Annotated in this window: 13 protein-coding genes; 3 read left to right on the forward strand and 10 right to left on the reverse strand. The window is 38.4% G+C overall.

Annotation, left to right across the window (positions count from 1 at the left end):
• Positions 1–262 precede the first annotated feature (262 nt).
• The gene (locus F0145_RS25735) at positions 263–1837 is read left to right on the forward strand and encodes a TraM recognition domain-containing protein (protein WP_190277648.1); all 1575 of its coding nucleotides are present in this window, start codon (positions 263–265) and stop codon (positions 1835–1837) included.
• Positions 1838–1862: 25 nt separating this feature from the next.
• On the opposite strand, the gene F0145_RS25740 is transcribed toward F0145_RS25735, so the two are convergent.
• From F0145_RS25740 to F0145_RS25765, 7 genes are all read right to left on the reverse strand, one after another.
• A complete protein-coding gene (locus F0145_RS25740; protein ID WP_150093523.1) occupies positions 1863–3257 on the reverse strand; it encodes an ISKra4 family transposase in 1395 nt (464 codons plus the stop codon).
• A 14-nt stretch (positions 3258–3271) separates the two neighbouring features.
• Positions 3272–3892, reverse strand: coding sequence for a recombinase family protein (locus tag F0145_RS25745; protein WP_150093525.1), 621 nt, complete (start codon positions 3890–3892; stop codon positions 3272–3274).
• A gap of 65 nt (positions 3893–3957) precedes the next feature.
• On the reverse strand, positions 3958–4656 hold the full coding sequence (locus F0145_RS25750) for a plasmid pRiA4b ORF-3 family protein (protein ID WP_150093527.1): 699 nt from the start codon (positions 4654–4656) through the stop codon (positions 3958–3960).
• 22 nt (positions 4657–4678) lie between these two features.
• Complete coding sequence (locus F0145_RS26420; RefSeq protein ID WP_190277649.1) at positions 4679–4840, reverse strand: hypothetical protein; 162 nt, start codon at positions 4838–4840, stop codon at positions 4679–4681.
• A gap of 160 nt (positions 4841–5000) precedes the next feature.
• The gene (locus tag F0145_RS25755; protein ID WP_047096321.1) at positions 5001–5294 is read right to left on the reverse strand and encodes a putative quinol monooxygenase; all 294 of its coding nucleotides are present in this window, start codon (positions 5292–5294) and stop codon (positions 5001–5003) included.
• Between the two features lie 100 nt (positions 5295–5394).
• Positions 5395–6255, reverse strand: coding sequence for a helix-turn-helix domain-containing protein (locus F0145_RS25760; RefSeq protein WP_150093529.1), 861 nt, complete (start codon positions 6253–6255; stop codon positions 5395–5397).
• A 73-nt stretch (positions 6256–6328) separates the two neighbouring features.
• Complete coding sequence (locus F0145_RS25765) at positions 6329–6895, reverse strand: hypothetical protein (RefSeq protein WP_190277650.1); 567 nt, start codon at positions 6893–6895, stop codon at positions 6329–6331.
• A gap of 464 nt (positions 6896–7359) precedes the next feature.
• Here F0145_RS25765 and F0145_RS25770 point away from each other — a divergent pair.
• A protein-coding gene (locus F0145_RS25770) for an IS3 family transposase (RefSeq protein WP_223816243.1) occupies positions 7360–8465 on the forward strand; the annotation gives its coding sequence in 2 pieces (ribosomal slippage) (positions 7360–7621 and positions 7621–8465; 1107 coding nt in all).
• A gap of 632 nt (positions 8466–9097) precedes the next feature.
• On the forward strand, positions 9098–9670 hold the full coding sequence (locus F0145_RS25775; RefSeq protein ID WP_150093535.1) for a hypothetical protein: 573 nt from the start codon (positions 9098–9100) through the stop codon (positions 9668–9670).
• Positions 9671–10130: 460 nt separating this feature from the next.
• On the opposite strand, the gene F0145_RS25780 is transcribed toward F0145_RS25775, so the two are convergent.
• The 3 genes from F0145_RS25780 to F0145_RS25790 all read right to left on the reverse strand — a co-directional run.
• Positions 10131–11585 (reverse strand): alpha/beta hydrolase, encoded by a 1455-nt coding sequence (locus F0145_RS25780; protein WP_150093537.1) that lies wholly within the window; start codon positions 11583–11585, stop codon positions 10131–10133.
• Between the two features lie 366 nt (positions 11586–11951).
• On the reverse strand, positions 11952–12488 hold the full coding sequence (locus tag F0145_RS25785; protein WP_150093539.1) for a hypothetical protein: 537 nt from the start codon (positions 12486–12488) through the stop codon (positions 11952–11954).
• A gap of 174 nt (positions 12489–12662) precedes the next feature.
• The coding region (locus tag F0145_RS25790) for a peptidoglycan-binding domain-containing protein (RefSeq protein WP_150093541.1) at positions 12663–12856 on the reverse strand (194 nt) is incomplete at its 5' end.

A 12856-nucleotide genomic window follows, 5' to 3' on the forward strand; every position in this document is an offset into this window, starting at 1 on the left:
AACGAAGTTCTTCGACAATTTTTCTTTTCTTTGCAGACGGATAATTCCTTTTTACAGTTTCTTTTAAATTCCTATTATTCATAACTTTATACTTAAAGTGTAAAGCTATTTCAGGAGTTTACCATTTGTCTGTGGTTTAGTTTTTATGTTAAGTAGTTATGTTCTGCTATTTATTCATAAGTACAATTCAGGTTTTATTACGTATTTCTATCCGGTTGCAGTAGCGCTATCACTAGGTAGCTCCTTCATATCAGGATTGATTTTGGCTCGTAATAAGCAATCTGCTTTTAGTTTGGCAACTGCGCACCGAAGAATAAATTCTCCGGTCGGTTTTTCTCTGCCAACCCAGGATGGGGGATATATTAATGTGCCCAATGCTTTTCGGGGAAATTTGGTTTTAGGAGGTGCCGGCGCCGGAAAGTCATTCAGCATTGGAGAACCCATTATAGAACAATTTGCCGAAAAGAATCTTGCCGGAATAATTTACGATTTTAAATTTCCGGTTTTAGCGGAGGTAGTCCAACAAGCTATGGCCCTGGCCGCTTTGAAAAGAACGATTATAAAAGAAAAGAACGACCCCTTAAAAGCAGAAGCACAAGAGCCGGAAGTGCAATTACATATCATTAATTTCCGGGACCTGGGGCGAACCGAACGTGTAAATCCATTAAGAGCCGAGGATATGCCGGTAGTAGCTTATGCCGAAGAGTACAGCCGAGCCATTATCAATAACTTAAATACCAATACTATTAAAAATACCGGCGAATTTTTTTCTACCAGTGCCGTTGCCTTTTTAACTGCTATCATCTGGTTTTACCGCAAGAACTATCCAAAGTACTGCACTATTCCGCACGTTGTAGCTACCGCCCTTTATAAAGATTTTCGGCACGTGTTAAGTATGCTGGATACGGATGTAGAATGCGGTGATATGGTCAGGAGTTTGATAACGGCCGTAGAATCGAAAGCAGAAAAGCAAATTGCCGGGGTAGTAGCTACCCTTCAAATTATCTTAACACGCATTAATAGCCCGGAAATGGTGTGGGTATTAACGCCCAATGAAGAAAAAGGGGAGGGGTTTTCACTGGATCTCAATGATCCTAAAATGCCTAAGTTGCTGTGCATCGGTAATGATCCCACCTTGAAAGATTCTTTTTCGCCGGTTATCAGTTGTATAATTGCGGTGGCTTTGAAGCTGATGAACCAGCAAGGCAAACATCCCAGCTATGTTTTTTTAGATGAAGCAGCTACTATTTACGTTCCTGGCTTAGAAGTTATTCCGGCCACAGCCCGCAGCAACAAAATAGCTACTATTTACATGAGTCAGGACTTAAGCCAGATGGTGGATAGTTACGGCCGGGAGAAAATGCAGGTAATGATTAGTAATCTGAATAACTGGTTTATCGGAAAAGTGAATAATATAGAAACTGCCGAACTAATTTCTAAAATGGTGGGCCGTGAAGAAAAAGAAATGGTTTCCACCAGTACCGGCAGCAGTTCTGCTGGTTATGGCCAGCAGAGCCGAAGCCACAATCAAAACGTGAGTTATCAGGAACGGAACCTGGTCCGAATTCAGGATGCTGTTAGCTTGGAGCAGGGAGAGTTTATCGGGCAGACTGTTGAAACAGATCAGATATTCTTCAAAGGAGTTATTTACCGTGGGGATGCACCGGCAGAGCGCATGGCATTAGAACCATTTGTACAGTTTACCGATGAAAAGCAGCTTATTCAAGAAACAGATATAAAAGCCACCATTATTCAGGCTAATTTCCAGCAGGTGCGGGAACAGGTAAAAGATACCGTTTTGTTATATCCGAATACGCTGGCGATACAAGTGGAGTAGGAGTGCATCAAAAAGTGTGGGAGACTCATGCCGCTTCCTGGATGATATCAGGATCCTTCACTAATGTGATAGGTCTAAAATCCGGATACATCTTTCGAAAAATGTCTTCCCATTCGTTGTTCAATACTTTTGTCCGGACTTGAAGCAGTAAGTGTGCGCCTTTTTTGGTCCACTGCATGGACTGTTTTTTAGAAAACCGTTTAGCAATTACATAATTGACCGTGGATTCCACAAAGCCGGTTGAAATCACTTCGCCGTAATTGTACCGCTCGGCGTAATTAACAATAAAATTCTGGTTATTAGTGATGTATTTGTCGAAGTCGGTAACGTATGTCTGAAACGGTTTAATCTTGTCATATTTTTTCTTTTGCGCCGTATCTTCCAGGTGGTCAGTAAGGTAGAAATCAAGGTCATCACAATGCTCCATAGCCCTTACGGCGTTACCGTGCCACAAATTCCATTTTATACGGGTCAATAAATGTTGAATAGATTTTCCTCTTTTTTCATCTACTTTTATCAACCCAAGTGCACACTGATGCAGAACGGTCAGTTTCATCGTAATATGAAACCAATCCAGAATGTGCGTGGATTCTGCATTCAGGTAGGTTTGTAGATTGCGTAAATTATCAGCACCATCTGAAAAAAATTCAAGCTGCTGGTGGGGCTGCATTCCTTGTGATACCAGATGGTTATAAAACCGGCGTTTCGATTTCAAATCATAGGATCCGACGAATGCAAAGCATTTCGCAGGTTTTTCAGCCGGAATTGACTTGCCAGCGATTACTTCAAATAGGCTATTTTTATCTTTCCAGTCCCGGACGTAACCACCATCAATACCGACAACCATGGTTCTTTCCGGCCTTGGTAAGGCCTGCCGCTGGTTTATGCTACCACAATCGTACATCCACTGTTCTTCTCCAACCTCTTGCTCCTGGGCTAAGGCCAAATCATATAGATGGTTCTGGATCGTTGTCGCGTTAATCGTTTCGGCAACTGGCAGGACTTCTTTCAATAACTTCGCCGTCTTTTCAAAAGGGATTAAACATGCCCATTTCGTTTCCAGAAACAATAGTTCAGGAGTAGTATGGTTTGGAAGTAACTCATTCAAGGGGCTGAACGTTTTTTTATCTTCGCCATAATACCTGGGGCTTTCAAAGGAGATATTGCCAAAAAGTGTCTTGAGTTGAACGGTATAGTTTCCTTTTTTGCGAAACTTTTGCAGCCCCTTGCTTTTGATAAAAGCGCCCAGTTGCTTTTCAACGATGGATTGCTGCAGGTTTTTCAATAGCTGCTTTGATTCACAAAGGCTCATGCCGATGCTTTCAAAAGTATCAAATGACTTATCAAAGGTGAAAATTTCATCAGTGGAAACAGTTTCATTTTCGCCGGGTTCGCATACTAACTGGAGTTTGAATTTCATGATTATTAAGGTTATCAGGAAATGTAATCTTTGACTTTCCGGACCGTATTGATAGAGGTATCACAAATTTTAGCGGTTTTACGCGCACTGATACCCAAACGTAAATTCCGAACCACCGTGGGATACTTTTTTAAAAAAGCCTCCTTATCCTCACTTGATCCATCAGGCCGGCCTAAATGTTTCCCTTTCCGGCGTGCTTCGTCCATTCCTGACAGGATGCGTTCCCGTAATGTTTCCCTTTCTAACCTGGCAAATTCGGCCAGCAGCGTGAACATAAATTGGGCTATAGGGTTTCTCCTGCCACTTTTTAATGTTTCGATACCAAAGTTTTGTACATAAACGCTAATTTGAAGTTTGGTCAGCTCCTCCAATACATTTAAAACTTCAACGGTCGAGCGTCCCAAGCGGGAAACTTCCTGAACCAGGACCTTATTGATCTCACGTTTACGCGCCATGGTGAGTAGCTCCTGCAGTCCGTCTCGCTCCTGGTTATACTTTGCTCCGCTTACCTTCTCAGCTATTTCTGCCACAACCTGTAGGCTCTGGGTTTGAGCCACCGCCCGTAAGTCTTCTATCTGTCGTTGATAGTCCTGTTCTCTCTTGGATACCCGGACGAAAATTACCCCTTTTTCCATAACACCAAGTTACCAACTATTATCAAATTAACCACTAGGTTTTATTGATACAGAAAGCGCTACGCTTAAGCATCAAAATAAGCATCGTAACCGCCTAAGGTTCTCCAAAATTTCTCGTCACCCTTTTTTTGATACAGTTTGGCTAACGCTTGGTTCATTTTTTTCCTGTCGAACACTTCACTACGGTGCTTGAGATACCACCAAGGTGCATCGTGCAGGTCCAGATCCGGAAGTTCTCCGTTCTCAACACTTTCAAATATGTTTGATACCTTTTCCTGAAGCCAGCTAAATTGCTTTATCAAAGCGTCCTGGTAGGCATAGGGTCCACCAACATCTTCCGGTGGGCAGGCCCTTCGCCCAGCTGTGCAAAATGGGTGGCGATACCCTGACCTAACATTCTCAACCTTCTCCACCCGAACTTCATGTTTCCAGTAATCTCCAAAGTCATAAACATAGGAAAACTTATCGCCAGCCCTAAAACCCAAATCTCCAATGTAAATCTCACAGGGATCATCCCGGTAGTAGCCACCGCCGACATAGGCAATTCCATAATCCACTCCCCAGATATGAAAAACATGTAAATGCTGATTTTCCCAGCCCATTACCATTTGTATTAAATGATGCAGCTCTGCAATGTGCGTATTGCCGTCAATGATAAAACGCCGGTAGATCATTGGCGAAATATTCAGAAGATGTACCTTTAAATGATAGACCGCAGTTCGAGGATCAACGGCAGCTGGCTGGAGGACATTTTTTGCTTTCATGACAAGACATTTCAAATCCTTCTCAAGTTATCAAAGAATCGATTGCCCCACACTTTTTGATGCACTCCCCATACAAACGGTCATCTTTGAGCCGCTCCACCAGCATCGGGAAAACGGTATTGATCCCATCGCTGTCGGCAACGAAGACAAGGTGTTTATCCTTGGTTTCTTTTACCTTTTGCATCTCTTTAAAATTTGATAATGCAAAGGACGTAAGCTTTTTGGGTCGATTTTTTAGATATCTAAAAAAATGAGGAAGAGAAGATATTTTTTTGAACAATTAAGGGAGGATTTTGCTGAGTTTTTGCAAAATCCTCCCTTAAATATAATGGTATTATCTTAGGCTATTTGGCAGCTAAAATGTCCAATTTTTCAATAGACGGAGGTGTTGCCAATAGGTCTGGTGCATTTTCCATTAATGCTTTTGCGATCTTACCGCCAAGGTGTGCCTCTCTGCCTTCTTCGTTTGAAAAAGTATCGTAAATACCGAAGGTAGAAGCATCAATACGGAATGCATACCACGTAACGGTACCGGCTTCTTCAAGAGCAAGCGGTAATGCTCCTGTAATAAAATCTTCAACGTTTTTTTCTTGGCCGGCCTTTGCTTCCAACCGAACTAACAATCCTAATTTTTTCATTGTTTTTATTTTTTAGTTAAACAATTCTTCAATCAGACAAAAATATAAAAACCAGCGCTGCTTCGTTTATTAGTTTGGTTCAATAAGTTATGAAAAGAGGTCAATTTGAGTGGATGTGGTTGGGGCTATACCCAAATTCATTTTTAAAGGCTGCACTAAAATTTGATAAGCTGCCATAGCCAAAGTCCATAAAAATTTCGGAAGGTGTGACTTGGTTATTATGTAACAATTCTTTGGCCTTGTTAAGCCGTTTTTGCTGAAACCATTTCCCTGGAGATTCCTGGTATATACTTATAAATTTTCTCTTAAAAGTAGAGGCACTCATATTGCACAGAAAGGCTATTTCGTCAATATTCAAGTTCCTATAAAGGTTCTTTTCAATTACCATTTTAAATGATAATTCTCTTTCATTGATTAGTAAATAATGTAAGTAATCTAAAAATACCGTCCCATATTTATCCGCCAGATAAAGCATTATTTCTTCAAATTTCAGTTCCAAAATCTTTTGAGAGATAGATTGTTGCAAACCAAAAATCTGTTGGAGCGAATGAATATAATGGATGATAAAATTGTCTTTCTCTAAAAGGAAATAAGGTATATCCGTTATCTTTTTATCTGAGGCATTCTGACTGAAAGAATGGGAATGTTTCAATAAAAAATCGGTGATGTTTTTGTGAGAAAAGAAGAAGAGTAAACAACGGTATGAACTTACACCTACCAGTTCGGTAACCAAAACATTATTAGATGTGATAAGTAGCGATTGTGTTTCATTGATTGAAATGATATCATTAGAAAAGTGAATGTTTTTTTGACCATCCAATAAGAAACTGAATACATTTTTATTCAGGCCAATCTTGTTTCTGGAACCGTTCTTATACACTTCGTAATTGAAAATTTGCAAATCCGAAGTATGGGTTTCGTTATGTTCCCATAGATCTTCGGGAAGGTTTGTAATGTCCATCGTCAAAATTAAATTGATTTTTTACGGAGTGTTCTTTGGTTGTGTCATTAAGAAATTCGTTCCAAAAGCGATTTTAGCCATTTGAGTTTTTTCTTGCTGTAAGGAGGGTACTTGATAACGCCTTACCACCTGACGAATAGATAAGCTCAAAAAGCTGTTGCTTTCTTTCATCCATCTTTTTCGGGAATATTTCCAAAGGTTTTTCCGAAACCTTTTCTGCAAAGCTATCTAAGCTTGTAAGGTCTTCTTTAGAAATATCCCAAAAACCTGCGGGAAGCCGAATCTCATCTTTTCCAAAATCTGTCCCGTTGTATCCAAGCAGGTATTCGGCACCGAGCAAGGTAAGACATACCATAAAAAGCTTTGTTTGCTTTTTGAAAATATACCGCCTTGCTTTTTTATCCAGATTAAATAATTCGGCTACCAATGGTTCCTGATCTGTACAGCTAAACATAATGTCCACTCTTCCATCGGGAAAAATAATGACTTCTTTATCTTCATCGATATGATTGGCACATAGCAGGAAACTCTCCACAAAACCGGAGAGCCGTTCGTCAGGAACAATTTTTATGTACTCAAAATCTTGCATCGTTTTTATGTGCATCTGACCTGGGAAGAAATATTGGATATTCTTAATCAATCTGTCAGATGAATTATATATGCAAAACTAACAAAATAAAAAAACAGTCTAAAATACACCACCACACCCGGCAAATGCTGAGTGTGGTGGTGTAAGATTTTACCATTAATGAGGTCGTATGGGCTGTTACAACTTATAGATTTCTTCTTTTTAATACAGCTTCTTTTAGTGTCATTATTATTTAGGCTTATAGGTTCTAATAAGGCTCTAAGTTAGAATATAGTTTGAAAACAAAAAAGGCGTTGGCTTTGGCCAACGCCCATGATATAACTAAAACGGAACGGCTAAAAGAAAAAGATTAATAAGCAGAAATATCTAAATTCTTTGATACTGGTTCTGTTACCTGTCCAACTGGTAACGCCTTGTAAGTATAAGTTTCGATCAGCTTGTTATCGGCATATGTAAGCTTCCCCAAAAATAGAACTGTTTAAGAAGAGAAAAAGTCTTAACTTAGAACAGTGCATATGAAAAGAAAAACTTTTAGTCCCCAACAAATTGCCAAAATTCTTAAGGAGTTTGAGGATGGTAAAAGTGCGGCCGAAATCAGCCGGGAACATGGTGTAAGCCAGGCAGCATTTTACAAGTGGCGGCAGCGTTATAATGGCATGGATGCCACTGAACTCAAACGGCTGAAAGAATTAGAAGAAGAAAACCGTCGTCTCAAGTCTATGTATGCCGAGTTGGCGCTGGACCTTAAACTTGCCAAAGAAATCATTGAAAAAAAGCTTTAAAGCCCTGCCAGAAGCGACAATTAGTGGAAGAGGTGTACCAGCAGCCTCAAGCCGGCATCAGCAGGGCGTGCCGGGTATTAAGCTTAAGTAAATCGGTTTACTACTACCAATCCCATAAACAGGATGAGCCAGTAGCAGCAGCTTTACCCGAAAAGGCGGAGCAGTATCCCCGGGAAGGTTTCTGGAAAGCTTATGGGCGGTTGCGAAAGGAAGGCCAGAGCTGGAGCTGGAATCATAAACGGGTGTACCGCATCTATACCGCCATGGGTTTAAATATCAGAAGAAAAGCCAAGAAGCGGTTGCCGGCTCGGATTAGACAGCCCTTGCAAGTGCCAGAGGCGTTAAACCACACCTGGTCGATTGATTTTATGAGTGATGCGTTGCTGAACGGGCGAAAGTTTCGCTCTTTCCATGTGCTGGATGATTATAACCGGGAAGCTTTACATATTGAGGTAGACTTTTCTTTGAAGAGCAACCGGGTGGTGTGGGTGCTCAACCACTTGTTAAAGCGCAGGGAAAAACCAAAACGCATCCGCATGGATAATGGACCAGAGTTTATTGCCAGCATAATGGCCGAATGGAGCCAGATGCATGGGATAGAGTTCGTCTTCATCCAGCCCGGTAAGCCCACCCAGAATGCTTTGGTAGAGCGGTTTAATGGTACCTTCCGCCGGCATGTACTAGATGCTTATTTGTTTGAAAGCCTGCAGGAGGTTAGGGAAATTACAGCCACCTGGCTGGAGGATTACAACCAGGTGAGGCCGCATGATGCTTTAGGTGGACTATCTCCCGTAGAATATGCTGGAGCAGAGAAGGCTAAACAACTGAAACCTGCTTGAATAGGATATTAATTAAAAATAAATTTTATACATTAAGGCGGTTCTAAAAACGGGAAGCCTACAGAGGCATTTTCTCCGATAACTAACATTATGTTAAATAAAGGTGGCTTTGTAAGCTTTGCTATATTTTGGGAGAAGATGTCCGCAAGTTATTTTGATTTTCCTTTTCTTTCTCTTGACTTAGTTCCCTTTACAATTTTAATAAGAGTCTTGTGCGGAACATACAACTTAACCTTCTCTCTAGAACCAAGAATAATAAATACTTAAAAATAGCTATTGATTTATCTATTCTCATATTATAAATTTAAAAGTTTTAAAAATTAATTAGAATACAAATTGGCTTGCATGATAGACCCTAAAAAAATAAGAAGATAGTTAAGCAATAACAAATTGACTCACGGACATTATGTTATTTTAAAACTATTCACTTCCATAGTGTATCTATGAATTTTTTAGTAGCAAATACCGGTCTGGTTAGTTTCTCAGGAGATATGTTCGGGAAACTTAAGGGTCTAGGTGTACTTGTAAAAATAATTATGTTTCTATTCTATGAATTAACAATTTCAATTGGAAATTTGAACAAACTCTTATATTTAAATTTATTTAATAACCTTCAACTTAAATAAATAATAATGACACGCATAAGACTAGAAATTGACAAAGTTACAATACACCGTCCTAAAGAAAGATGGAAGTTATATTTTGTGATTATTGCGGAACATCCAACTGATAGGAATAAGATGATTCTTACAACTTTACCACAGGAGCCATTCAGATTATCCGCCAGACATAATAACTCTTTTTCCTTCGATACTGATCAAATTGGTTCCGAGGGATTATTTGTGTTAAGTAGGGAGATACCAGAAGAAGGAGAATTGAATGTCCACATTTATTTAAGACATACTAGAAAATCAACTAGGAACTTAGGTGAAATTTTACAGGAAGTAGAAAGTGGCATAGGTGGAGATGCTTTTGGAATAATAGAAGGGATTGTTGGTACTGCAACAGTTCCTTGGTTAGTCATTGCAAAAAAGGCCGTTCCTTTAGTTGGGAAAATATTATCAAAAATTCCTGATAGAGATTTTGGCTTCCTTAGTGCATTTGAGCGGTTCGGAAACGAATTTGAAGAACAGGGAGAAATTGATAGAGAAAAAAGTTTTACTGGTGATGCATCATTAGTTTATAGTTGGTCAATCGATGAATAGCTAATCAAAATATGTAACTTTATTTATAGTAAAATATTGATTCAGGAAAGTTTGTAAACTCTTAATAATTTCGTGAACACATACATTATCCTATTGAACTATTTAAATCTAAAAAGCAACAGCTTTTAATGTTAAAGCAGTTGCTTTTTAGATTTAAAATTTATTAGAATTAGATATATTCTATAGATTTTTACCCTAAAATTGTTAATTAGAGTAACACCTTAAATATTCACAATATAACTTTAGTATAAGATTAAAGCTATTGATAAGTTTCTATACTTAACTCAATAATATTGATTGAAGACGTTAGAAGAAAAAAATAATATTACATTATCAGTAAAAATGTACTAAACTTAATTTATCTAGCAAATTATTCAACCCTCATCAATAGTACGAGGAAAAATGGTTAATCACACACGCTTACTTGCTCCTGCCAACAGTTATGACCTATATTTCATAGTTAATTTTCATTAGGCACCTTAAACTTCCAATATTTTTTACCTGCTGGCATCAACCACTTCCGTTGATTCGCTCTCCATTTTTCACGGAATAGATAGTGTAAATCACTTACTACTGCTCCCTCTGATGAGAAATATGAATGTTTTAAAAAATCGCTAGATACTCCTGTTGCGTCTATTGTTTCAATGCCTGGTAAAATCAGTATACCTGGTCCAGCCTGGCCTGCTCGTGGAGACAAATTTAATCCCATAGAAATCTTCAGTGGTATATCATCAGAAGAGGCGTAAAGCGTAAGGTTTGTCTTGTTGGATTTACTTCCTTTAACAACAGGCACAATATCTCTCTTAAAATCATTAACGCTAATATCTGGGGCGGTAAGCACTATTTCCTGGATATTCCGATTGCGAAATAAATAGGGTTCTTCCGTCATCATTTCCTTGAGAGCTGCCACCATGATGCGATTCCCCATGCTATGAGCGATTAAATAAATATTATTGGCTTTTGATTTTTGTAGAAAATGGCGGAGGAAGTTTTTAAAAGGAGCGATAGAAAGCCGATTCAATCGTTCATCAACCCGATATTGATTGGGTAATGGAGAGCCTTGAGAAGGCCAACTAAACATAATTGGTGCACCTTCAAACCCTAAGTCATAGGTAAACTGCGCAGTGCGTAACATGGCTTCTTCAAAGGTATTATTAAATCCATGAATAAAAATAAAAGCATCCTTTCGCGTTGACTCATCTGTCTTTTCATTAATAAGACTAAATAACTCTTCCCGAGTAGTAAGTCTCGTTGATACGACTACAATATGTTTTGCTGGATTTGGTTTCTCTATTGTGTAACCAAGTAAAGATATAGGTGTTTCTACATTACCCATTTGATGGTCTCGAGGTATACTTACACGACATGTGCCATAACTAAGCGCAGCATTAGTATTTCCGATCTCAAGACCTGAATCCTTCTTTACAATTTTTCGATTTGTACAAAAGAACACGGTAACCCGACGTTTATCATCTTCCGCTTTCTCTAGAGCACTTAACGCAGCCTTCATCTCCGAATCAGTTAAATTCTTTGGCAGAGTTATTGGACACCCATCATTAGAAAGCGGACCAGCAGCATCAGGGCATTTATCAATGTTGTCAGGTACTCCGTCCCCGTCAGCATCGGCACATGGAATTCCTGGTTGCGTAGGACAGGGATCTTGATAATCAGGTAACCCATCCTTATCGCTATCTACGGGGCAACCATGCCGATCTACTTTAACATTTCCTGGAGTTTCTGGACATTCATCAAGAAAATCATGTATTCCATCTTGGTCTGTATCTATAATTTGGGCTGTTGCATACCTCAATGGAGACTTAACACATGCAGAAAGCCATAAGCACATCACAATCCAATATGCCCAAATAAGTACATTTCCTCTATACTTTGAACCTGTATTCTTGTAGATATTCATTATGAAGCTAGAAGTCACGACTAAATATTTTATTCAGATATTAAGCTACTGTTAAGTTTATTTCAAAATAGATTTATTTAAAAAATATAGGTGTGAAAATTAAACAAATTAATCTTTTCAGTTAATTTAAATAATATTAATTCATTTATTCAATTAAGACGTAATATTTAGAATAAATAGAAACAATTTTACTCTTTCATTAAGACCTTCTACTATTGTGGCATTGGTCATTATATTTCAAGGATGGATTATCGTGACTGTTACAAGAAGAAGTAGCCTACCTCTATAGAAGACTACTTAATGTATCTAGGCAAAAATTTAAATATAAAATTTTAAGTACATTAATCTATGTTCTAGACCTGTAATCTAATTATTATTGCTTATTTTTAGCTGTGGATAAATTCTTCCAATCATATTGCCAATCGCATAAGGAACAGAATGTTTCCTTCTAACGGTTTTCTTTTTAGAATGACTAAAACCTAACTCATGGCACCATTCATGTGCCAAGTGGCTTGCATATCCAATTGCATTAAAGCTTCGAAACCAATTTCTATAAGTATATATGGTCTTATCACCGGGGTAAGTATATCCAATAACCGTAGAATGGTCATCTTTGTCTATCTCAAGATACAAATCGCACTCATTATCATGTATGTTCCCTAATTTCTCTTGGCCCTTCATTATAATTCTGTAAACCTCCTCATTTGAATAGGGCTGATCAATCCAATCACCTTTAATATTTTTCCTATAATAATATCCATTCTTTCCATTATAAGTATATTTAAGAACTTCTTCCTTAAACTCACTAGACCCTAGTACAGCTTGTAAAACTTGAATCGAACTAGATAATTTCTCAATGTCCTTTTCACTGAAATTAACATGTTTATGAATATTTACTTTCATTGTATTTAGAGTATATAATTATTAATCAAAAAATAGATTTTACTGGTATGTGGAATAATTTAGAGAATTTTTTCTTTTAATAATCTGAGTAGATATAAAAAATCATAGAACATGTAATAAAATATTCATTGTCATTTAATATAAAATAACTTAGATATTACTCAAATTTATATTTCATGCACTACCTACTGCATCTATCAAAAGCCAAGTTTTTGGCCCCACAATGCCATCGGCTACCAAATTACGTTCCCGTTGAAAAGCCCGTAAGGCCGCCTCCGTTTTTGGCCCAAAGTTGCCGTCTGCTTCTACCCTTATTTTTACTTGAAACAGCTTCACCAACTCCCCGGAGGCTCCCCGACGAAGGGTAG

Origin of the sequence: Adhaeribacter rhizoryzae (assembly GCF_008629685.1) — a bacterium.
GTDB lineage: Bacteria > Bacteroidota > Bacteroidia > Cytophagales > Hymenobacteraceae > Adhaeribacter > Adhaeribacter rhizoryzae.